This window comes from Rhizobium sp. CB2179, from assembly GCF_057653455.1.
Genome location: NZ_CM172781.1, coordinates 4,126,293 through 4,149,246 on the forward strand (window position 1 = coordinate 4,126,293; position 22,954 = coordinate 4,149,246).

Genomic DNA, 22,954 nt, shown 5'->3' on the forward strand with positions numbered 1-22,954 from the left:
CTCGCGCCTTTGCTCATTCTCTTGTTCTCATTCCCTTGGGGGCTTTCCCCCGCATGACTGCCGGACGATCAGCCGGCACGGCAATTTCCTCACTCCCGGCTCGACAGGCCGGCCTTCCGCAAGTGCAAGCACGGTCAATCCGGCTTGCCGCCCGAGCTCCTTCAGTTCCATGTCCACCGTTGTCAGCGGCGGCCGCGTCTGGGCCGCGACAATCTCCCAATTGTCAAAGCCGATGACCGAGACGTCCTGCGGCACCTTGACGCCGCGCTCGCGCAACGCATCCACAGCGCCGCGGGCGATCTGGTCATTGCCGCAGAAGAGCGCATCCGGTTTTTCTCCGGGTCTCTTCCAAAGCTGTTCGACCGCATCATGCCCCCAGCTTTCCGACCAGACGCCGTAGAGCACCGGCTCGCGGTGACCGGCCACCTCGTGATAGGCGCCGGCACGTTCCCGCACCGAGAAGAAATCCTGCGGCCCGGTGATGTGCGCAATTCGCCGCCGTCCGATCTTCATCAGCCATTCGACAGCCAGCTTCGCACCCTGCTCGTCGTCCGACCGGAAGGTGACGCTGTTTTGCGCCCCCTCGGTGAACGCATAGACCACAGGCACATGCAAATTCGACAGATCGACAGGCAGGCGCCGGTCCAGGCGTTTTCCCGTCGCGATGATGCCGTCGACCTGTTTGTCCAGCATCGCGTCGACATGGATCTGGGCGAGCGCCGGATCGTCTTCGATGGCGCACAGGAAGACCGAAACGCCGTGATCGACGAGTGCGTCCGAGATACCCGCCATGACAGGCAGCGTGAAACGGCCGTAAGTGTCGTTCGTCAGCAGCCCGATGGTGAAGCTGCGCTTGCTGAGAAGACCTCTCGCCAGCGCATTCGGCCGATATCCGATTTCGGCGGCGATCCGTTTCACCCGTTCGCGCGTTTCCGACCCCATCCGGCCGGTATCATTGAGAGCTTTCGACGCCGTCGAGATGCTCACCGCGGCAGCCGCCGCCACCTCGTGGATGGTGATCCTGCCTCTTTTTCCTCCCGATATGTTCAGAACATCCTCCTTCTGAAGTGACCTGAGAAAAGCTTTTACCAATCTCCATGTCAAGTGAGAAAAGGTTTTCTCATGCGACTCTAAAGCTGGGATCGGCAACGCAGCTTGCGGGAGGACGCAAGCACAGGAAAAGATCCACGCGCATCGGTCGGGCCGATTGCGATGTGTCATCGGTTTAAGACCAAGCGCAGAGCGGATGACCTTAAACGGGCAAGGGAGGTTTGTTGCAGCGTCTTGCGGGAGCAAGACCGATCGCTGTCAGAACCTCCAGTGGAGGCCCTGAACTACGGTTCGAACCGAGCGATCATCGAAAAATCAGGCGACGTGCCTTGCGAGCGCGCACCGCGACCAGAGCGAATGCAGCGCCTCGACCAGATGGGCAATATCGGCGTCGGAATGCAGCGGCGTCGGCGTGATGCGCAGGCGCTCGGTCTTCTTCGGCACTGTCGGATAGTTGATCGGCTGGACGTAGACGCCGCAATTGTCGAGCAGCAGATCGGAGATCCACTTGCACTTGGCCGCATCGCCGACCAGCACCGGCACGATATGGCTCGGATTGGGCATATGCGGAATGCCACGCTGGTCGAGCAGTGCTCTCAGCTTGCGGACACGATCCTGATGGCGGGCGCGCTCGAACTGGCTGACCTTCAGGTGCTGGATCGAGGCGGCGGCGCCGGCGGCAAGTGCCGGCGGCAGCGCCGTGGTGAAGATGAAGCCGGAGGCAAACGAGCGGATGAAGTCGCAAAGTGCCGTCGAAGCGGCGATATAGCCGCCCATCACCCCGAATGCCTTGCCGAGCGTGCCTTCGATCACGGTCAACCGGTCCATCAGCCCTTCGCGCTCGGCGATGCCGCCGCCGCGCGGGCCGTACATGCCGACGCCATGCACTTCGTCGAGATAGGTCATCGCCCCATATTTGTCGGCGAGGTCGCAGATCTCCTTGATCGGGGCGATATCGCCGTCCATCGAATAGACGCTCTCGAAGGCGATCAGCTTCGGCGCCTTCGGATCGGCGGCCTTTAGCTTGGCTTCGAGATCGGCCACGTCATTGTGCTTCCAGATCACCTTTTCGCACTTTGCATAGCGGATGCCCTCGATCATCGAGGCATGGTTCATCGCATCGGAGAAGATGATGAGGCCGGGGATCTTGGCGCCGAGCGTGCCAAGCGCTGCCCAGTTGGAAACATAGCCAGACGTAAAGATCAGCGCTGCTTCCTTGCCGTGCAGGTCGGCAAGCTCACGCTCGAGCATGACATGATGGTGGTTGGTGCCAGAAATATTCCGGGTGCCTCCCGCACCCGCGCCACAGTGGTCGATGGCGTTCTTCATCGCCTCGATCACCTTCGGATGCTGGCCCATGCCGAGATAGTCGTTGGAGCACCAGACCGTGACTTCCTTCTCGCCATCCGCGGTGTAACGCGTCGCGCGGGGAAAATTGCCGCGGTGACGTTCGAGATCGGCAAAAACGCGGTAACGGCCCTCGGTATGAAGCCCGTCCAGCTCGTTTTTGAAAAACGCTTCGAAATCCATCATATGCTCCAGTATCGCGCGGATGTTCTTGATGACTGGACGTCCGCGCGTCAATCCTTACCCTTTGCTTTAACATCAACTGCGGCAAAAGGCCCAGATTTTTGAATGATTCCAGATAAAAAATACGCAAGCCGCGATCAACGAAATTGATGCCGCAGAAGGCAGCCGAGTTTGCGGACCGAGCAAAAGGCGACCCAGCCCGATCGCAAAAAAATCAGCACACCGGATGGACAACCCTTTCTTCCGACATAGTTTTCGGTCTAGCCTGACAAAAAATAAAAGGGACGGCCTTTGCCCACTGGGCAACAACCTCGGAGAAAAAAGATGAAGAAAGTTGTCATACTCGCATTGATCGGCCTGTCGATCGCAAGCTGCACGCCGACGCAGCAGGGCGCCGGCATCGGCGCTGCATCAGGTGCCGTCATCGGCGGCGTAGTCACCGGCAACGTCCGTGGCGCGGCAGTCGGCGCCGCTATCGGCGGCGTGTCCGGCGCCCTCATCGGCAGCGTCGCCGAACAACCCGGCCAGTGCTACTATCGCGACCGCTACGGCCGCCGCTACATCGATAGTTGCCCGCGCTGAGAGCACTTGGAAATCGGTAAATTCAGGAAATCCCGGACACAGGTCCGGGATTTTTTGTGCTAAATTAGCGCGTTGGCAATTTAAAATGGTACACCCCGCGCGATTTTGTCGCTAAGCTGTTCACGGCTGGGCAACGAAGCTTCAATGTAGACATAACCAAAAGCGGCGGATGCGGATCAGAGGGACAGGCCCGAAAACAAGTACTGCGTATCGGCGAACAGGCACCATGATGGTGGTCGCAGCGGCAGCTGCGTTCTCACCGGTCCTGATCGGCGACGCTTACGCCTTCAAGCTTTTCGGCATCACCATTTTCGGTAAGGAAGAAGACGAAGGCGAACAGGTGCCCGATCCGGTGCGCTACCAGGTCGACCTCAAAGCCGATACCGCCGATCCCGACCTGAAAGAAGCGCTGGAAAACAGTTCCCGTCTGGTCAGCGACCAGAAGCAGCCGGTGTCCGGCGATCTCGGCGTGGTCGTCAAGGCGCGCGACGACCGTGAGCGGCTGATCGCCACTCTGTATGAAAAGGCCCGTTATGGCGGCTTGGTGACGATCACCATCGACGGCAAGAATATCGACGACCTGCCGCCCAATCCGACATTCGACCGGTCCGGGCCGATCCCCGTTACCGTCGACATTGCTCCCGGCCCCGTTTTCAAGGTCAGGGAGGTCCAGTTCGGCGGCGATGCCGCAAACCATAATCCCGCCGATTACGATCTCGCCCCCGGTGCGCAGGCCGGCTCGCTCGCCATCATCAGGGCCGGTGACAAGATCGTCCAACAATTGAAGAGCGAAGGCCGGCCGTTTGCCAAGTTGACCGAACGCAAGGTCGTCGCCGATCACAACAGCGATACCGTCGATATCGTCCTTGCTGCCGAAGGCGGTCCCATCGCCCCGATCGGCGATGTCGGAGTCACCGGCGAGAAGACCGTCAGGCCAGCTTTCATCCAGCGTTATTCCCGGCTGAACAAGGGCGAAGCCTATTCCCCGGAAGCGCTGAAAAAGGCTGGCGAACGCCTTCGCGCCCTCGGCGTCTTTTCGAGCGTCACCATTCACCAAGGAGATGCGCTGGCATCGGACGGCACCTTGCCGATGACGATCGAGGTTTCCGAGGGCAAAAGACGCTACTTCGGCGTCGGCGCGCAATATTCCACCACCGACGGCTTCGGTGTTCAGGGCTATTGGGGCCACCGCAACCTTTTTGGCGAAGCCGAAACGCTGAGGATCGAGGGAGCGGTCTCCAGGCTTGGCGAAACGACCGATGTCGGCAGCCTCGACTATTCCGCCGGCATCCTGTTCACCAAACCCGGCGCCTTCTTCCCCGCCGCCACGCTGAAGGCCGGCATCGTCGCCAAGACCGAAAATCCGGATGCCTATAACGCCACGCTCGTCACCGCCTCGCTCGGCCTTTCTTACGAACTGACCGACCAGGACACCGTCTCGGCGAGCGGCGAGGTCAGCTGGGAGCGCGACGACGACGCCTTCGGCACGAACGACTATCTGACCTTCACCTTGCCGATCCAATATGATCGCGACGCACGTGACGACAAGTTCAACCCGACGGAGGGTTATCGCGCGACGCTCTCGGCTAAGCCCGGCTACGAGATCTTCAACGCCACGCCCTATGCAGCATTCGAGGGCTCGATCTCCGGCTATCTGCCGTTCGGACAGGAAGATGGCGTGGTGCTTGCCGGCAAGGTTGCAGCCGGCGTCCTGATCGGCGGCGACAGCATTGGGGACATTCCCGCCACGCAGCGCTTCTTTGCCGGCGGCGGCGGCTCCGTGCGCGGATACAGCTATCAGGAAATCTCGCCCTATAACGACAATGGCGATCCCACCGGCGGCCGCTCCTATGTGACCGGTTCGCTGGAGGCCCGCATCAAAATTACCGATACGATCGGCATCGTGCCCTTCATCGATGTCGGCACCGTATCGGACAGCACCTTTCCGGGTTTTTCCGATATTCGCGCCGGCGCCGGCGCCGGAATACGATATGCAACGCCTTTCGGCCCGCTGCGGCTTGATTTTGCCATGCCGCTGAACAAGTACGAAGATGGCACAGATTACGGAATCTACGCCGGCATCGGCCAATCCTTCTAGGATTGCCGATTCCGCTCGTGTTTTCCGATCTGTGGGCCGTCATGAAAACGGGGTAATGTCCGCGCCGATGCAAACGCTGACAAAAATCGTCAACTGGGTCGTACGGCTCACCGGCTATGTCGTCGGTGCCACGTTGATTCTCGCGGTCGTCGCACTGGCGATCTTCGGCTTCACCAGTTTTGGCGCCCGCATCGTCACCGAAAAGATAGCCTCCACGCTGTCCAATCGCGACATGACGATCGAGGTTCGCGAACCGCAAGGCCTTTTGACCGGCGGGCTTCGCGCCGCCGAGATCTCCATTTCCGACACCAGGGGCGTCTTTGCGGAAATTCATGGCGTCGCGATCGACTGGAATCCGCTTGCGCTGCTGACCGGAACCTTCCATGCCAAACGCTTCGAGATCGAAGCGATCAACGTGCTGCGCAAGCCGGTACGCACCCTGCCCTCGCGGCCCGAAGCTGAAAATTCCGGCGGATTCAGCCTTCCGATCAAGGTCGATGTAGACCGCATCTCGCTGCCCGATATCAAACTTGCCGCACCACTTGCCGGCCGCGCCTTTGCGCTCGCCGCCGAAGGCAGCCTTTCGGCAAACGGCGATGGCGGCGAGGCCGTCGTCAATGTCAGCCGTCACGCGGTTCCGGATGCGCGGCTTGCCGCCGACATCGCTTTTGCGCCAGCCGAAAACCGGCTGCGGCTGAAGGCACAGCTGTCCGAGCCGAAGGGCGGACTGCTGGCAGGCTTTCTCGGCCTGCCGGACAGCCCCGCCGTCAACATAGATCTCGATGGCCAGGGGCCGATATCCGATTGGAAAGGCAAATTGCAGGCTGCCCTCGACGGGCAGCAGCGCGCCGCAATCGAGGCCCGGCATCAAATTACGGAAGACGGGCTGCACCACCTCGACCTCAAGGGCGGCGGTGACCTGAGCTCGCTGCTTCCATCGGCATTCCGGCCGCTTTTTGCCGGCCAGACCAATATCGATCTTGCCACCACCTTCGACAATCACGGCAAGATCGATATCCAGACCGGTAATATCGCCACTGGCAGCGTGGTGATCGCCGCCTCGGGCACCCTTGATCCGGCCGGCAACAACAGCCTGAACGCCAATCTGCTCGGCACGTCGGGGCCTGTCGATTTCCGCTGGCCGCTCGCCGAAGGCGAAGCGCGCTTCCTCATATCGGGCCTCAACCTAGCGCTCACAGGCGATGCGCAGGCCGCCCGACTGAACGTCAGCGGCTCGCTCGACACCGCAACCCTGCCGCAGGCCGATATCGGCAACGTCAAGCTGACGGCAAAGAGCGACGCCTTCAATCTCGCCGCCCGTTCCGGCAGCGTTCAGCTGCGCCTTGTTGCCGGCGACGCGACCTTTGCCGAGCCGAACCTCAATCGTGCGGTCCAAGGCCCGATCACCATCGCCTCGCCGCTGCAGATCTCGCCCAGTGGCATCGGCTTCAACGGCACCACCGTCGAAAGCGCCAATATCAACGGCGGCCTCAACGGCTCCTATCGGCTCACAGACCAAGCGCTGACCGGCAACCTCAAGCTCACCATCAACCCGGCAGCCCTGCCGGCTGCGGCAACAGACAGGTTCGACGGACCGATCTCGCTCGAAAGCCAGGTGGTCGGCACCATCCCGTCGAAATTCGCGCTGTCCAACCTCGTCCTGAAGTCCGGCACGCTCGAAGCCGCCGGCAACGTCGCGCTCGACGGCGGGATCTTGAACGCCGATCTCTCCGGCCGGTTGCCTGACATCGGCAAGCTCATCCCCGGCGCCAGCGGCGGGGCGGGGTATGCGTTGAGAGTGGGAGGTGAGCTCCCGGCAATCTCCGTCACGGCCAATCTCAAGGCACCCAGCCTTGAAATGGCCGACCGCGTGCTCGGCAACCTCAATATCGACCTGTCTGGTCTCGCCGATCCCAAGGCGCCGCAGGGCAGGATCGCCGCCACCGGCACGATCGACGGCCAGCCGATCGGCATCAACGGCGACATCCGCTCGCAGGACGGCAAGACGAGCATTCCGGCGCTGACCGCCGATATCGGTGGCAACCGGCTGACCGGCAATGTGGAATTCTCGTCCTCCCTGGAGCCGACAGGCGCGCTGACCTTCGATTTCCCCAATATCGGCCTGCTCGCCGCACTCGGCGGACAGAAGGCCGAAGGCGATCTCAAAGGGTCGCTCGGCGTCAGCAGCGATGGCGGCAGGATTGCGCTCAAGCTGCTTGCGACCGGCGGCTCGATCCGCCGTGATACGCTTGCGATCGTCAAGCCGGATATCGATGTCACGGTCAGCGATCTCAAAGCCCTTGCGGCAAACGGCACGGTCAAGGCCGAGGAGGTGAGTGCCGGAACGAACAGGCTCGACGGCCTTTCGCTCGATTTTACCAAGCAGCAAGACCATACGGATTTCGATCTCGATGCTGCCTATGACGGCAATCCCGTGCTGGCGGCCGGCAATATCGAAGCGGCCGGCGGCACGATGCACCTGAACCTCGATCGCTTCTCGGCAAGCCCCCGCAATATTCCGATCGAGCTTGCCGCACCGACGCAGGTCGCCATCGGCGGTGGTGCCGCCAGCCTGAACGGACTGACGCTGAAGACCGGCGCCGGTTCGGTGACCGTCACCGGTTCGGCCGGCGAAACGCTGAAGATCGATGCAGACATTCGCGAGCTGCCGGCAGCGCTTGCCAACGGTTTCGTGCCGAACCTGTCTGCCGGCGGCACGATCTCCGGAACCGTTGCCGTGACTGGAACGCCGGCAGCACCGGTCGCCGACTTCAAGCTCGACTGGAAAGATGCGACGTCGGGCCAGACGAAGGGGGCGGGTCTGGCACCGCTCGGCATCACCGCCGGCGGCAAATTCGCCGACAATAAGCTCGATTTCGACACGACGGTCGGCAGCAATGACGGCCTGTCGCTCAAGGCTGCCGGCAATGTCGTACTTACCGACCCGAAGGCGCCGGTGCTTGATGTCGACGCCGATATCCTCAATCTGCCTGCCCGCATCGCCAATGGTTTCGTTCCCGATCTCGCCGCCGAAGGCACGATTACGGGAAAACTGGCGGCCTCCGGCTCCCTCGCTAATCCCACCGCCAATTTCGATCTCGATTGGAAAAGTGCTGCGACGAGCCATACGAGGCGTGCGGGCCTTGCCGAGCTCGCCGTCAAGGCCTCTGGAAAATTCGCCGACAGCAAGCTCGATTTCGACACCGTGATCGGCGGCGCCAACAGCCTCTCGCTGAAGGCAAACGGCAATGTCGCCATCACGGGCACGACGATCGGCAACGTCAAGGTCGATGCCGCGCTGGCAAATGTCCCAGCAAATATAGCAAACAGCTTCGTCCCGGACCTCGCCGCCGAAGGCGCGGTCTCCGGAAAGATCTCGGCCAGCGGATCGCTCTCCGCCCCGAGTGCCGATTTCGACCTCAATTGGAAAGACGCTGCGACGAGCCACACGAAACGTGCCGGCCTTGCCGCGATCGGCGTGACCGCATCGGGAAAATTTGCCGAAAACAAGCTTGATTTCAATGCGGCAGCGAGCGGCGACAAAGACCTCTCGCTGAAGGCCATGGGCAATGTCGCATTGGCCGGTACGGCGATCGACAGCATCAAGGTCGATGCCCAGATCGCCAAGCTTCCGGCCAGTCTCGCAAATGCCTTCGTTCCGGATCTGGCGGCCGGCGGCACGATATCAGGCACCCTGTCCGCCGCCGGCACACCCGCCGCACCGAGAGCCGACTTCAAGCTCGACTGGACGGATGCTGCGACCAGCCAGACCAGAAGCGCTCGCCTCTCGGGCCTCGCACTTGCCGCATCCGGACGCTTCGCCGACAACCGGCTCGATTTCGATGCCAATCTCGGCGGCAAGGACGGCCTCTCGCTGAAGGCCGCCGGCAATGTTGCGATTTCAGGCACGTCGGTCCGCAATCTTGACGTCAAGGCCGATCTCGCCAACCTTCCGGCAGGCCTCGCCAACGGCTTCGTCCCCGGTCTTGCCGCCGAAGGCACCGTCTCGGGAACGGCATCCGCTTCCGGCGCGCTTCCGAAGCCCGCGGTCGATTTCAAGCTCGACTGGAAGAACGCCGCGACCGCCCAGACCAAGAGCAGCGGCCTTTCGGGCCTGAGTGCCGCGGCATCCGGCAAGTTCGCCAACGATCGGGTCGACTTCGATGCCAACCTTACCGGCAAGGACGGCGTGTTGGCCAAGGCGACGGGCGGCGTGACGATCGCGGGAACGGCCATCCGGGACCTTTCGATCAATGCCGATATCCCGGCGCTGCCGGCAAATATCGCAAATGCCTTCGTTCCCGGTCTCGGCGCCGAAGGCACGCTTTCGGCAAGTGCCGTCACGTCGGGAACGCCGGCAAATCCGATCGTCGATTTCAAGCTCGACTGGAAGGATGCCGCGACCAGCCATACCAAGGCTGCCGGCCTGTCCCGCCTTGCGCTGGCGGCGACGGGAAAATACGCCGGTGACAGGCTGGATTTCGATGCCGCCCTCAACGGCAGCGGCGGCATTGCGCTGAAAGCCACCGGCAATCTCGCCATCGCAGGCACATCGATCAAGTCTCTCGATGTCACGGCAAACACCGCCAATCTTCCGGCCGGCATTGCCAACGGCTTCGTTCCCGGCCTTGCAGCCGAGGGTGCGGTCTCGGCGACCGTAAAGGCCACCGGCGCGCTATCGGCGCCCTCCGTCGACTTCAAGATCGATTGGAAGAACGCAGCGACGAGCCAGACAAAAGGTGCCGGCCTTTCACCGTTCAGCATCGGTGCTTCAGGCAAACTTGCCGGAAACAAGCTGACGGTCGATACCAGCCTTGCCGGTGATGCCGGCATGTCGCTGAAGGGCGGCGGCAGCGTCGTCATCACAGGCAATCGCGCCATCGACATGCGCTTCAACGGCAATCTTCCTTTCGCCGTGCTCGGCGCCCCGCTTGCGCAACAGGGCCTCGTCGCGGACGGCGTCGCCACCGTCAATCTCCAGATCGGCGGAACGGCCACGGCACCCGTCATCAACGGCACTGTCTCGACCAATGGCGCAAAGCTCGTCGACGTCCGGCGCAATATGGCCGTCAACAATCTGACGGCGACCGTGACCTTCAATGGCAGCCAGGCGGTGATATCGCGCCTCACCGGCAACCTTGGCGGCGGCGGTACGATTTCGGCCAGCGGCACCATCGGCATCCAGCCGGCCGGAGGCTTTCCCGCCGACATTTCGATCAAGCTCGACAAGGCGGTCTATGTCGATGGAACCCTTGTCGTCTCGACAGTCAATGGCACGGTCGGCCTGCGCGGGCCGATCACCAATGCGACGCTGAGCGGCAAGCTTCGGCTGGACAAGACCTCGATCACGGTCCCGGAAAAATTGCCCACCTCGCTGAGAGAAATCGACATTCGGCATAAGAACGCGCCGCGGGCTGTACTTGCGCAGTTGCGGGATGACGGCGAGCAGAAACCCGGAGAGAAATCCTCCGTGATCACGCTGGATCTCGAAATCGACGCGCCCTCGCATATCTTCGTGCGCGGCCGCGGCATCGATGCCGAGCTTGGCGGCTTGGTGACGATCCGCGGAACGGCGGCAGCACCCATCGTGACCGGTGGGTTCACCATGCGCCGCGGCCGCATGACCATTCTCAACCGCCGCCTGGATTTCTCCGACAAGAGCCGGATCACCTTTGCCGGCGACATGACGCCGGCGCTCGATATGGAAGCGACCTCGGCCTCCGGCTCGACGACGCTGACGGTCGACGTCGCCGGCCTCGCCACAGACCCCGCGATCACCTTTTCCTCGTCCCCCGAGCTGCCACAGGACGAAGTGCTGGCGCAGCTGATCTTCGGCCAGTCGATGTCGAAGCTCTCGCCGGTGCAGATCGCCCAGCTTGCCGACGCCGTCAGTCAGCTGGCCGGCAACCGCTCGACATCGCTTTTCGAAGGCCTGCGCAACCAGCTCGGCGTCGACGATTTCGACGTCAGCACCGATTCCAAGGGCCAGACGAGCGTCAGCGTCGGCCGCTATCTTAACGATCGCACCTATTTCGAATTGCAGCAGGGCGGTTCGGCCGGCGCCAAGGCGGTGATCAACCTCGATGTCGGCCGCGGCGTCAAGCTGCGCGGAGGGGCCGGTGGCAACGGTGAGGGCGAAGCCGGGATTGTCTACGAACGGGAATACTGATGCATCTCGCCCGAAGCTGTGCAGCCGTTTGAGGACAGCATGCACAGACTTTAAGCCGGCTTAGAAACCGGTTTTGCTGGTCTTGAGAAGGATGTTGGTCTCGGTCGAATTGATGCCGTTGATCAGCCGGATGCGGCGCAGCGTCTCGTCGAAGGCGGCAAGGTCGCGGTCCTCGAGTTCGGCGACGAAATCCCATTTGCCGTTGGTGCTGTGAAGCGCGCGCACCTGCGGCAGGCCCCTCAACTGATCGGCCACCCTGTCGGCGAGCTTGCCGAGCACCTCGATCATGACGATGGCGCGCACGCCGGCGGAGCGCGTCTCATGGCCGGTGCGGATGGTGAAGCCGACGATGGTGCCGCTGGCCACCAGCCGGTCGATACGGGTGGCAACCGTTGCCCGCGATGCGCCGGTCATCGCTGCAAGCGAGGAGACGGAAATCCGGGCGTTATGACGAAGTGCACTCAGAAGTTCGGTGTCGAGATCGTCCACGCTGATCACTTTGTCAAAATAGGTTTATCAATCTGCGCAATCATAGTCCATTTCTGACACTTTTCCATCTTTTTGCCGCCAGCCCTTTATCCCACTATCGGCCGAAACAGGCCTCAACACGGAGCCCTCCAAAATGAATGCGCAATCGCGATCTGTCACCCTCATCGGCGCGCCGCTGGAAGAAGGCTCCGGCCGCAGAGGGGCTGCCATGGGGCCTGCGGCCCTGCGCATTGCCGGCGTCGACCAGACGCTGATCGAGCTTGGCCATGACGTCGCCGATATCGGCGATCTCAGGATCGTGCCGGCGATGGACCTGCCGAACCACCCGAAGGCCCACAATCTGAGGATCGTCGGCGCCTTCACGCGCGCCCTCGAAAGCAGCGTCCACGACGTCGCCGCCTCCGGCCGTTTCCCGCTGATTCTCGGCGGCGACCACAGCCTTTCCATGGGCAGCGTTTCCGGCATGGCCCGCTATGCCGCCAGCAAAGGCCGCCCGCTCTTCGTGCTCTGGCTCGATGCCCATGCCGATTTCAACTCTCCGGCCACGTCGCCCTCCGGCAACATCCACGGCATGCCCGTCGCCTTCTTCTGCGGCGAGGCCGAGTTCGCCGAGATCCTGCCGAAGGACCGTCCGTTCGTCGATCCGAAGAATGTCTTCCAGGTCGGCATCCGTTCGGTCGATGCGCGCGAGCGCGAGGAAATCCACGAGCACGGCGTCAACGTCTTCGACATGCGCGCGATCGACGAGCAAGGCATCGGCGCCATCATGCGTGAGATCCTCGATGTCGTCACCAAGGCGAACGGCCTGCTGCATGTCAGCCTCGACCTCGATTTCCTCGATCCCGAGATTGCCCCCGGCGTCGGCACAACGGTTCCGGGCGGTGCGACCTTTCGCGAGGCGCATCTGGTCATGGAAATGCTTTCGGACAGCGGCCTCGTCTCGTCGCTCGATCTTGTCGAGCTCAATCCGTTTCTCGACGATCGCGGCAAGAGCGCCCGCATCCTCGTCGAGCTGACGGCAAGCCTCTTCGGCCGCCGCATCTTCGATCGCCCGACACGCGCCGCATAAGAGCATGTCGAGCAAAAGTGTGCAGCGGTTTTGCGATAACGACATGCTTTGAAATAAGATTAGAGGGAGAACGGCCATGAACACTTCGGAAAAACTGATCGCCACGGAACAACGGCTCGGCGCCCATAACTACAAGCCGCTCGACGTGGTGCTGACGCGTGGCGAAGGTGTTTATGTCTGGGATACCGACGGCAACCGTTATCTCGATTGCCTCTCGGCCTATTCCGCCGTCAACCAGGGCCATTGTCATCCGAAGATCCTCGCCGCCATGGTCGAGCAGGCGGGCAGGCTGACGCTCACCTCCCGCGCCTTCCGCAACGATCAGCTCGCCTATCTCTACGAAGAGCTCGCGGCTCTCACCGGATCGCACAAGATCCTGCCGATGAATTCCGGCGCCGAAGCGGTGGAGACCGCCATCAAGGCGGTGCGCAAATGGGGCTACGAGATCAAGGGCGTGCCGGAAGGCAAGGCGGAGATCATCGTCTGCGCCGATAATTTCCATGGCCGGACGCTGAGCATCATCAGCTTCTCGACAGATCCCGAAGCCCGCAGCGGTTTCGGCCCCTACACGTCAGGTTTCCGCATCATTCCGTTCGGCGATGCCGAGGCTTTCGCCGCCGTAATCAACAGAAATACCGTGGCCGCCTTGATCGAACCGATCCAGGGGGAAGCCGGCGTCATCATTCCGCCGGCGGGTTATTTCACCCGCATCCGCGAGCTTTGCACGGCAAACAACGTCACTCTTATCCTCGATGAGATCCAGACCGGCCTCGGCCGCACCGGCAAGCTGCTGGCCGAGGAGCACGAAGGCATCGAGGCAGACGTGACGCTGATCGGCAAGGCGCTATCCGGCGGCTTCTATCCGGTGTCGGCCGTGCTTTCGAATTCCGAAGTTCTGGGCGTGCTGAAGCCCGGCCAGCACGGCTCGACCTTCGGCGGCAATCCGCTCGCCTGCGCGGTGGCCCGCGCAGCACTCAAGGTGCTGACGGAAGAGGGCATGATCGAGAACGCCGCCGTTATGGGCGACTATTTCCTCGAAGGCTTGAGGTCGATCCGCTCGAACATCGTCAGGGACGTCCGCGGCCGCGGCCTGATGATGGCCATCGAGCTGGAACCCGAAGCCGGCGGCGCGCGGCAATATTGCCATGCGCTGAAGGAGCGCGGCCTTCTCGCCAAGGACACCCACGACCACACAATTCGCCTCGCTCCGCCACTGGTCATATCTAGAGAGCAGGTCGATTGGGCGGTCTCGCAGATCGAAGAGACGATAAGCTGAGTAAATCGGCGAACTTCTTCTTTAGGATCTCGAATAAGCCTGGAGTATCCTGACTGCGAAAATTTCGGCTGGAGGAGATCGGCAGCAAAACTGCCTTGCCTTCATCCGAGCTTAAAAACCTTCGCAATCCCGTCACCTAATTTAGATTTGGGCAACACTCTTTCGCTAAAGTCATCGATAACCGTAACGATGCTTCGCCGAGCGCAAAGCCATCGCGTGGGATGAAGGCAAAGCTTGTCCGCGCCAATGGTGGCGCATCCGCTTCTGCCCTGGCTTACGATAGTTGGGAAGAATTCTAATGGCGACGATCAATTCAACTAACTTCAGCGGCGATACGCTCGAAATTATTGCCTTCCGCCTGCATGACCAGGAATTCTGCGTCAAGACCACGACCATCCGCGAAATCCGCGGCTGGGCGCCGTCGACGCCGATCCCCCATGCACCGGCCGATGTCATCGGTGTCATGAACCTGCGCGGCTCGGTGATCCCGATCATCGATCTTGCTTTCAAACTCGGCATGAAGAGCACCGTCGCCAATGAGCGCAGCGCCATCGTCGTCGCCGAAGTTCACAGCATGGTCATCGGCATGCTGGTCGACCGCGTCTCGGACATTCTCACCATCTCGTCCAGCCAGGTCCAGCCGGTGCCGGAAGTGACCGCCTCCTTCGACCGGGCCTATTGCGAAGGCATCATCGCCTCGGAAAATGGCATGATCTGCTTCCTGAACCTCGCCAAGATGTTCAAGGAAAACGAGACGGATGAACTGGCCGCCTGATTCTGAGAAGCCGCTAAATTATTGAAAAACCGCCCTCCGGGGCGGTTTTTTATTGCGTGAGATACTCGGCTAGCTGCGACTGTGATTCTGATATCAGAAGATTAGCAAAAGCTTTTATACGCAATATTAACCATGCCCAGTCAGCATGGTTGTGAAGCGTTCGGATGACATGTTTGCGGCACATTGGGATTGCGAACCGGCCAACGGTTCGTCCCGGGACCAGCACTCCTCGTCGACCCTTGCGTCTACCAGCCTAAGCAGCAAAAGCTGCGCATCTCAAAGGGACAGCAATGTTTGGTCTAAGCTCCGATTCGAACTACATTCTTGATGCCATCTCCAAATCGCAGGCGATCATAGAGTTCGATATCAAAGGAAACATCCTCAAGGCGAACGAAAATTTCTGCAAGGCGCTTGGATACAGCCTGAGCGAGATCGTTGGTAAGCATCACGGCATGTTCTGCGAGCGGGCCTATACGGCAACCGCGGAGTATCGCGAATTCTGGGCGCGGCTCGGACGCGGCGAATATGACGCCGGCGCCTACAAGCGCTTTGCCAAGGGCAACCGGGAAATATGGATCCAGGCGTCCTACAATCCGGTTTTCAAAGGAGGCAAACCATACAAGGTCGTGAAATTCGCGGCCGACATCACCGCAGCGAAAAAGAAGGCGGTGGAGGATTCCGGCAAGCTCGCGGCGATCTCGCGCTCGCAGGCGGTGATCGAATTTGCCCCGACGGGCGAAATCTTGACCGCCAACGAGAATTTCTGCAACGCCATGGGATATTCGCTCGCCGAGATCACCGGCAAGCACCACAGCATGTTCTGCGATCGTGCCTATACGGATACGGCCGACTATACCAATTTCTGGAAGCGGTTGGCGCAGGGCGAGTTCATCGCCAATGAATTTGTCAGGTTCGGCAAGGGTGGCCGGCAAATCTGGATACAGGCAGCCTACAACCCGATCCTCGATGCCGACGGCAAGGTCTACAAGGTGGTGAAGTTCGCGACCGACGTTACCCAGCGCATGAGCGCCATTTCCCTTCTCGGCACCGCGCTGCGCAATCTTTCCGAAGGCGATCTGACAAGAACGGTGGACGCGCCTTTCGTTCCATCGATGGAGCAGCTGCGGCACGATTTCAACACCGCTGTCAAAGGCCTTTCCGAGACCATGAAGACGATCGGTCAGAATGCCAGTGCGATCGCCGCAGGGTCGAGCGAGATCGGCGCATCGGCCGACTCCTTCTCCAAGCGGACGGAACAGCAGGCAGCATCGATCGAAGAGACGGCCGCCGCGCTGGAGGAGATCACCACGACCGTCAACGATTCCAGCCGTCGTGCCGATGAGGCGGGGCGTCTCGTCGCCGTGACCAAGCAGGGCGCCGAACATTCCGGCGTCGTGGTTCGCAATGCCGTCGCGGCCATGGGCCAGATCGAACAATCCTCGCGCGAGATCACCAACATCATCGGCGTGATCGACGACATCGCCTTCCAGACCAACTTGCTTGCGCTGAATGCCGGCGTCGAGGCGGCTCGCGCCGGTGAAGCCGGCAAGGGCTTTGCGGTCGTGGCTCAGGAGGTGCGGGAACTCGCCCAACGCTCCGCCAATGCTGCCAAGGAGATCAAGGCGCTGATCAACACGTCGGGCGAGCATGTCAAGAACGGCGTCGGGCTCGTCGGCGAGACCGGCAAGGCGCTCGAGGCGATCGTCGCACAGGTCGGCGATATCAATGGCAATGTCGCCGCCATCGTCGAAGCCTCCAGGGAACAGGCAACCGGCCTCAAGGAAATCAACCAGGCGGTCAATACGCTGGATCAGGCAACCCAGCAGAATGCCGCGATGGTCGAGGAAAGTACCGCCGCCAGCCTCAGCCTTGCGAGAGAAGCCGAAACGCTGCGTGTCCTGCTGGCTAGGTTCCGCCTACCCGGGCAGACGCAGTCGACCAGCGGAGCGGGGCCAAGACAAACGGGCTCGCCGGCGCTGCATCTCGTTTCACGTGTCGCAAAGGCGCACGGCGCTGCCGCGGCGACCGCCCAGAGCTGGGAAGAGTTCTGAACCATACCGGTGCAAGGCGGCACCTTGACCGGATTGCGCCGTATACGACGATAAAGCGCCGCCGCATGAAGCCCATGCGACGCGCTTTGATGGCTTAGCCGAACAGCGCGAAGGTTGCCCTCAGCGTCACCCAGACACCCCACAGCAGCGGAATGCCGACGACGGCCCAGGCAAGCATCGCCTTGGCGTCCAGCCCGCCTGTGCCGATGCCGAAGGAACCCGTCGGCCCGGCATTGACGGCGGCCGACTTCGCCTGCAACGCGGCGACCTCGTCATCGGACATGAACCATTTGTCCGAAAGCGGCCTGATCAGCGCATTGGCGATGAGCCCGAGCGCCAGCATGCCGGCGAGGATATACATGGTGCCGGTATAGAGGGTTGGCCCGGGCGCAACGCCGGCGGCGATCTGCGCTTCGCGGATATAGTTGACGACAACGGGCCCGACGATGCCGGCCGTTGCCCAGGCCGTCAGCAGCCGGCCGTGGATGGCGCCGACGAACTGCGTACCGAAAATATCGGCAAGATAGGCCGGGATCGTCGCAAAGCCGCCGCCGTACATCGACAGGATGATGCCGAAGGAGAGAACGAACAGCGCCTTGTTGCCCATGCCTGCGAAAGTGGGCGCCAGTGCATAGAGCACGATGCCGAGGACGAAGAAGCAATAATAGGTATTCTTGCGGCCGATCTTGTCGGACAGCGACGCCCAGAAGAACCGTCCGCCGATGTTGAAGAGCGACAGCAAGCCGGCGAAACCGGCGGCGATCGTGGCGATCGATGCCTTCTGCCCGGCGTCGAGCTGGGCGAAGCCGACATCCGGCAGGCCGATCAGCGAACCGGCGAAGATTTCCTGCAGCATCGGCGAGGCCATGCCGATAACGCCGATACCGGCCGAAACGTTGAGGCAAAGCACCGCCCAGATCAGCCAGAACTGTTTTGTCCTGTGGGCATTGCTGAGGTGCACATGTTTGGTGGTGATCATCGTGCTCTTGGCTGCAGGCGGCGTCCAACCCTCGGGACGCCAGCCGGCCGGCGGAATGCGATAGCCGAAGGCGCCGCCCATCATGAAGACGAAATAGATCACCGCCATGACGATGAAGGTCTGCCAGACGCCGACCGAACTGTCGGTCTTGAAGGCATTCATCAGCAGGTTGGCCAATGGGGCGCCGATCATCGCACCGCCGCCGAAGCCCATGATCGCCATACCGGTCGCCATGCCGCGCCGGTCGGGAAACCATTTGATCAGTGTCGAGACCGGTGAGATGTAACCGAGGCCGAGACCGATGCCGCCGATGACGCCGGCACCGAGCCACATCATCCAGAGCTGATGAGTAATGACGCCGATCGCCGCAAGAATGATGCCGCCGCACCAGCAGCAAGCGGAAACGACGCCCGCCTTGCGCGGACCGGCGCGCTCAAGCCAGCCGCCCCAGATGGCGGCCGATGAGCCAAGTAGAACGAAGAACAACGTATAGATCCAGCCGAGGTCGGCAACGCGCCAGTCGCAGGTCGTGGTGAACAGCGCCGAGGCGAGTGTCAGATCAGGGCAGGCCGTCGAGGCCGTGATCCCGAGCGACTTGGAAAGCGGCAGCCAGAACACGCTGAAACCATAGGCCATGCCGATGCAGAGATGGATGGCGAGCGCTGCCGGCGGCACCAGCCACCGATTGAACCCGGGCCTTGCGACGATCCTTTCACGATCGAGCAGGCCTACCCCCGCCAACGCCCCGTCTGTACGTGTTTCCGCTGCAGTCATGAACAACTCCTCCTGGCTCAGACTTGGTTTTTCTCAGATTTTACTGTCACCGACATATGCGCAGGCAGGTTGCTCCCGCCTCCCCTTCGCGTATGGGCCGATCCAGACTATGGGACCTGGTGTGTCACCGGCTCTGGCTTTCTAATCAGAGGAACGGCCTGAAGCACGAGCGCGTCCAGGCCGTTCTCCTCATTCTCCAGAATTTCGAACAATTGCCGCCGCATGCGCGGGTCCCAGAATTTATTGATATGGGTGGCGACCCCCTGCGCGGCCTCGCTTTGCGGCTGGCTCTTGAAGAAGGTGGCGATCTGGTTTGCCATATAGACGAGCTTGGTCTTGGTATCATGCGACATCGGCAATGCTTCCGGGCGAGATGCGGTGCGGGTGGGTGAAAATCTCGAAATCCTCGCCGCGCACCAGCGCGACGAGCGTCATGCCGGCTTCTTCGGCCGTGCGGATGGCGAGAGCCGTCGGCGCCGATATGGCGATGAGCACCGGGCTGCCGAGGATCGCCGCCTTCTGCACCATCTCGACGGAAAGCCTGCTGGTGACGACGACGGCGCCGTCCCCGCCTCTTTCACTGGCGCCGATGACGGCGCCGCAGAGCTTGTCCAGCGCATTGTGCCGACCGACATCTTCGCGCACGGCAATCAGCCCCCTGCCGGGAAGATAGAACCCGGCGCCATGCACCGCCCGCGTCTCACGATGCAGCGGCTGCGCCTCGTTCAGAAGCGAAACGGCGCGGACGATATCCGCATGCGACAGCGCCAGCGGCGATGTCGAAACGTCAGGCACCGGCCGTACCGCCTGTTCGATCGATTCGATGCCGCAGAGCCCGCAGCCGACCGGTCCCGCCATGCTGCGGCGTCGTGCCCGCAACCGATCGGCGACATCATCGACCAGGCTCACCTGCACATCGATCCCCTGCTCACCCTCGACGACCTCGATGCCCGATATCTCCGCCGGCCCGGCAATGATCCCTTCGGTCAGGCTGAAACCGACGGCAAAATCCTCGATATCCGCAGGTGTTGCCATCATCACCGCATGCGAACTGCCGCCGTAGGAAAAGGCGATCGGCACCTCTTCCGGCACGATGCGCGAACCGGTCTGGAGGATGCCGTTGCGGCGGGCGGTTTCGGGGGCATGGGCAGTGACGGTGAAGGTCATGATCCACGTTCCTGCTTACAGAGCCGCCCCCGCATCGTCACTCCGCTGCCTCGAGCTTGCCGGCGATGCGGCGCGATTGACGCGCCTGCTCGTCATATTCGAGTTGCCATTCGCTCGGCCCGTTGGAGGGCGAGACCTGCACCGCCGTCACCTTGTATTCCGGGCAGTTCGTCGCCCAGTCGGAGAAATCGGTGGTGATGACGTTCGCCTGCGTCGTGGGATGATGGAAGGTCGTGTAGACGACACCCGGCGCGACGCGATCGGTGATCAGCGCCCTGAGCGTCGTGTCGCCGGAGCGGCTGCCGAGCTTCACCCAGTCGCCGTCGCGAACGCCGCGCTGCTCGGCATCGTGCGAATGGATTTCCAGCCGGTCTTCCGCATGCCATACGACATTCTCGGTTCGCCGTGTCTGCGCCCCGACATTGTACTGGCTGAGGGTGCGGCCGGTTGTCAGCAGCAGCGGGAAGCGCGGACCGGTGCGCTCGTCGGTCGCCACATATTCGGTGCGGATGAACTTGCCCTTGCCGCGCACGAAGCCATTGACATGCATGATCGGCGAGCCGAGCGGGGTCTTCTCGTTGCAGGGCCACTGCACCGAGCCCATTTTGTCGAGATAGTCGTAGGAGACCATCGCGAAACTCGGCGTCGTCGCGGCGATCTCGTCCATGATCTCCGACGGATGGGTGTAATTCCAGTCGAGCCCCATCGCCTGGGCAAGCTTCTGCGTCACTTCCCAGTCGCCATAGCCGTTGCGCGGCGACATCACCTTGCGCACACGATTGATGCGGCGCTCGGCATTGGTGAAGGTGCCGTCCTTCTCGAGGAAGGTCGAGCCCGGTAGAAAGACATGGGCGTAATTGGCGGTCTCGTTGAGGAACAGATCCTGCACGACGACGCATTCCATCGCCGCAAGCCCGGCCGCGACATGTTTGGTATCGGGATCGGACTGGAGGATGTCTTCGCCCTGGATGTAGATGCCCTTGAACGAGCCGTCGACTGCTGCATCCAGCATGTTCGGAATACGCAGGCCCGGCTCGTTGTTGAGCTTCACGCCCCAGAGCTTTTCGAAGATATCGCGCGTCGCATCGTCGGAAATGTGCCGGTAACCCGGCAATTCGTGCGGGAACGAGCCCATGTCGCAGGAGCCCTGCACATTGTTCTGGCCGCGCAGCGGGTTCACGCCGACGCCGGGACGGCCGATATTGCCGGTCGCCATCGCCAGGTTGGCGATCGCGATGACCGTGGTCGAGCCCTGGCTGTGTTCGGTGACGCCGAGGCCATAATAGATTGCGCCATTGCCGCCCTTGGCATAGAGCCTTGCCGCGCCGCGCAGATCCGCCGCCGTCACGCCGGTGAAGATCTCGGTCTGTTCGGGACTGTGCTGCGGTTCGGCGACGAAGGCGGCCCAGTCCTCGAACTCCGACCAGTCGCAGCGCTCGCGGATGAACGCCTCGTCAAAGAGCCCTTCGGTGACGATCACATGCGCCAGCGCCGTCATGACCGCGACATTGGTGCCGGGCTTCAGCGGCAGGTGATAGGAGGCCTCGATATGCGGCGAGCGGACGATATCGGTGCGGCGCGGATCGATGACGATGAGCTTGGCGCCCTGGCGCAGCCGCTTCTTCAGCCGCGAGCCGAACACCGGATGCCCATCGGTTGGATTGGCGCCGATGACGATGACGACGTCGGAATGCTCGACGCTGTCGAAATCCTGTGTGCCCGCCGACGTGCCGAAGGTCTGGCCGAGGCCGTAACCGGTCGGCGAATGGCAGACGCGGGCGCAGGTGTCGACATTGTTGTTGCCGAAGCCGGCGCGGATCAGCTTCTGCACCAGATACGTTTCCTCATTGGTGCAGCGCGACGAGGTGATGCCGCCAATTGCCTCGCGGCCGTATTGATACTGGATGCGGCGGAACTCCAGCGCCACATGCGCGAAGGCCTCGTCCCAGCTCACTTCCCGCCAGGGATCGCTGACCTTTTCGCGGATCATCGGATTGAGGATGCGGTCCTTGTGGGTGGAATAGCCGTAGGCGAAGCGTCCCTTGACGCAGGAATGGCCGCGATTGGCTTGGCCGTCCTTCCACGGCACCATGCGCACCAGTTCCTCGCCGCGCATCTCCGCCTTGAAGGAACAGCCGACGCCGCAGTAGGCGCAGGTCGTCACAGCCGAATGCTCCGGCTGGCCGATCTGGATCACCGATTTCTCCGTCAGCGTTGCCGTCGGGCAGGCCTGGACGCAGGCACCGCAGGAGACGCATTCGGAATCGATGAAATGCTCGTGCATGCCGGGCGAAACGCGCGAGCCGAAGCCGCGGCCCTCGATCGTCAGCGCGAAGGTGCCCTGCACTTCCTCGCAGGCGCGCACGCAGCGCGAACAGACGATGCATTTCGAGGGATCATAGGTGAAATAGGGATTGGACTCGTCCTTCGGCATCCATTTCAGATTGATGTCGCCATTGCTGCGCGCCTTGACGTGGTTGTCGCCCTCATAGCCGTAACGTACGTCGCGCAGGCCGACGGCGCCCGCCATGTCCTGCAATTCGCAATCGCCGTTAGCCGCGCAGGTGAGACAGTCGAGCGGATGGTCGGAAATATAGAGTTCCATCACGCCGCGGCGGATATCCTTCAATCGCCCCGTCTGCGTGTGCACCACCATGTTTGCCGCCACCGGCGTCGTGCAGGAGGAGGGTGTGCCGTTGCGGCCCTCGATCTCGACGAGGCAGAGCCGGCAGGAGCCGAAAGCGTCGACCATATCGGTGGCGCAGAGCTTCGGCACCTTGATGCCGGCCTCCATCGAGGCGCGCATGATCGAGGTGCCCTCCGGCACGCTGATCTGCTGTCCGTCGATGGTGAGCTTCACCATGACCTCGGATTTCGAAGCAGGAGTGCCGTAGTCGATTTCATGGATGAGAGACATGATTGGCCTCCTTGCTTGAGATGGTGAG

The 22,954-nt window shown here is 61.9% G+C and carries 14 protein-coding genes; 7 read left to right on the top strand and 7 right to left on the bottom strand.

Features of this window, described 5'->3' with window-relative positions; all coding sequences use genetic code 11:
- Positions 1–27 precede the first annotated feature (27 nt).
- Positions 28–1,005 (bottom strand): LacI family DNA-binding transcriptional regulator, encoded by a 978-nt coding sequence (locus AC244Q_RS20380; RefSeq protein ID WP_012759221.1) that lies wholly within the window; start codon positions 1,003–1,005, stop codon positions 28–30.
- Between the two features lie 360 nt (positions 1,006–1,365).
- Entirely contained in the window at positions 1,366–2,580 is a 1,215-nt protein-coding gene (gene hemA / locus AC244Q_RS20385; RefSeq protein WP_012759222.1) for a 5-aminolevulinate synthase, read from the bottom strand.
- A 324-nt stretch (positions 2,581–2,904) separates the two neighbouring features.
- On the opposite strand from hemA, the gene AC244Q_RS20390 reads away from it, so the two are divergent.
- The 3 genes from AC244Q_RS20390 (at position 2,905) to AC244Q_RS20400 (ending at position 11,429) form a co-directional block, all read left to right on the top strand.
- Positions 2,905–3,162: a YMGG-like glycine zipper-containing protein gene (locus AC244Q_RS20390; protein ID WP_012759223.1), complete on the top strand. Its 258-nt coding sequence runs from the start codon at positions 2,905–2,907 to the stop codon at positions 3,160–3,162.
- Between the two features lie 169 nt (positions 3,163–3,331).
- Complete coding sequence (locus AC244Q_RS20395; RefSeq protein ID WP_206641138.1) at positions 3,332–5,260, top strand: autotransporter assembly complex protein TamA; 1,929 nt, start codon at positions 3,332–3,334, stop codon at positions 5,258–5,260.
- 67 nt (positions 5,261–5,327) lie between these two features.
- On the top strand, positions 5,328–11,429 hold the full coding sequence (locus tag AC244Q_RS20400; RefSeq protein ID WP_128408080.1) for a translocation/assembly module TamB domain-containing protein: 6,102 nt from the start codon (positions 5,328–5,330) through the stop codon (positions 11,427–11,429).
- 60 nt (positions 11,430–11,489) lie between these two features.
- Here the strand turns inward: AC244Q_RS20400 and AC244Q_RS20405 are convergent, their stop codons facing one another.
- Entirely contained in the window at positions 11,490–11,927 is a 438-nt protein-coding gene (locus tag AC244Q_RS20405; RefSeq protein WP_011653765.1) for an Lrp/AsnC family transcriptional regulator, read from the bottom strand.
- A 124-nt stretch (positions 11,928–12,051) separates the two neighbouring features.
- On the opposite strand from AC244Q_RS20405, the gene rocF reads away from it, so the two are divergent.
- The 4 genes from rocF to AC244Q_RS20425 all read left to right on the top strand — a co-directional run bounded on the left by rocF (position 12,052) and on the right by AC244Q_RS20425 (position 17,089).
- Positions 12,052–12,987 carry an arginase gene (rocF, locus tag AC244Q_RS20410; RefSeq protein WP_003543425.1) on the top strand — a complete coding sequence of 312 codons (936 nt, stop codon included), beginning with the start codon at positions 12,052–12,054 and terminating at the stop codon, positions 12,985–12,987.
- A gap of 76 nt (positions 12,988–13,063) precedes the next feature.
- Positions 13,064–14,263 carry an ornithine--oxo-acid transaminase gene (gene rocD, locus AC244Q_RS20415; RefSeq protein WP_128408073.1) on the top strand — a complete coding sequence of 400 codons (1,200 nt, stop codon included), beginning with the start codon at positions 13,064–13,066 and terminating at the stop codon, positions 14,261–14,263.
- A 298-nt stretch (positions 14,264–14,561) separates the two neighbouring features.
- On the top strand, positions 14,562–15,038 hold the full coding sequence (locus AC244Q_RS20420; RefSeq protein WP_003543427.1) for a chemotaxis protein CheW: 477 nt from the start codon (positions 14,562–14,564) through the stop codon (positions 15,036–15,038).
- Positions 15,039–15,328: 290 nt separating this feature from the next.
- A complete protein-coding gene (locus AC244Q_RS20425) occupies positions 15,329–17,089 on the top strand; it encodes a methyl-accepting chemotaxis protein (protein ID WP_128408072.1) in 1,761 nt (586 codons plus the stop codon).
- Between the two features lie 94 nt (positions 17,090–17,183).
- Here the strand turns inward: AC244Q_RS20425 and AC244Q_RS20430 are convergent, their stop codons facing one another.
- The 4 genes from AC244Q_RS20430 to fdhF all read right to left on the bottom strand — a co-directional run bounded on the left by AC244Q_RS20430 (position 17,184) and on the right by fdhF (position 22,926).
- A complete protein-coding gene (locus AC244Q_RS20430; protein ID WP_012759230.1) occupies positions 17,184–18,842 on the bottom strand; it encodes an OFA family MFS transporter in 1,659 nt (552 codons plus the stop codon).
- Positions 18,843–18,949: 107 nt separating this feature from the next.
- A complete protein-coding gene (locus AC244Q_RS20435; RefSeq protein ID WP_012759231.1) occupies positions 18,950–19,195 on the bottom strand; it encodes a formate dehydrogenase subunit delta in 246 nt (81 codons plus the stop codon).
- Complete coding sequence (gene fdhD, locus AC244Q_RS20440) at positions 19,185–20,009, bottom strand: formate dehydrogenase accessory sulfurtransferase FdhD (protein ID WP_017995345.1); 825 nt, start codon at positions 20,007–20,009, stop codon at positions 19,185–19,187. The genes AC244Q_RS20435 and fdhD overlap by 11 nt, the downstream gene beginning before the upstream one ends.
- 37 nt (positions 20,010–20,046) lie before the next feature.
- The gene (gene fdhF, locus AC244Q_RS20445; RefSeq protein WP_128408071.1) at positions 20,047–22,926 is read right to left on the bottom strand and encodes a formate dehydrogenase subunit alpha; all 2,880 of its coding nucleotides are present in this window, start codon (positions 22,924–22,926) and stop codon (positions 20,047–20,049) included.
- Positions 22,927–22,954: the final 28 nt, after the last annotated feature.

Coding starts and splice junctions, on each gene's coding strand:
- hemA (WP_012759222.1), bottom strand. CDS start 2,580: ATGGATTTCGAAGCGTTTTTCAAAAACGAGCTGGACGGGCTTCATACC.
- AC244Q_RS20390 (WP_012759223.1), top strand. CDS start 2,905: ATGAAGAAAGTTGTCATACTCGCATTGATCGGCCTGTCGATCGCAAGC.
- AC244Q_RS20395 (WP_206641138.1), top strand. CDS start 3,332: ATGCGGATCAGAGGGACAGGCCCGAAAACAAGTACTGCGTATCGGCGA.
- AC244Q_RS20400 (WP_128408080.1), top strand. CDS start 5,328: ATGCAAACGCTGACAAAAATCGTCAACTGGGTCGTACGGCTCACCGGC.
- rocF (WP_003543425.1), top strand. CDS start 12,052: ATGAATGCGCAATCGCGATCTGTCACCCTCATCGGCGCGCCGCTGGAA.
- rocD (WP_128408073.1), top strand. CDS start 13,064: ATGAACACTTCGGAAAAACTGATCGCCACGGAACAACGGCTCGGCGCC.
- AC244Q_RS20420 (WP_003543427.1), top strand. CDS start 14,562: ATGGCGACGATCAATTCAACTAACTTCAGCGGCGATACGCTCGAAATT.
- AC244Q_RS20425 (WP_128408072.1), top strand. CDS start 15,329: ATGTTTGGTCTAAGCTCCGATTCGAACTACATTCTTGATGCCATCTCC.
- AC244Q_RS20430 (WP_012759230.1), bottom strand. CDS start 18,842: ATGACTGCAGCGGAAACACGTACAGACGGGGCGTTGGCGGGGGTAGGC.
- AC244Q_RS20435 (WP_012759231.1), bottom strand. CDS start 19,195: ATGTCGCATGATACCAAGACCAAGCTCGTCTATATGGCAAACCAGATC.
- fdhD (WP_017995345.1), bottom strand. CDS start 20,009: ATGACCTTCACCGTCACTGCCCATGCCCCCGAAACCGCCCGCCGCAAC.
- fdhF (WP_128408071.1), bottom strand. CDS start 22,926: ATGTCTCTCATCCATGAAATCGACTACGGCACTCCTGCTTCGAAATCC.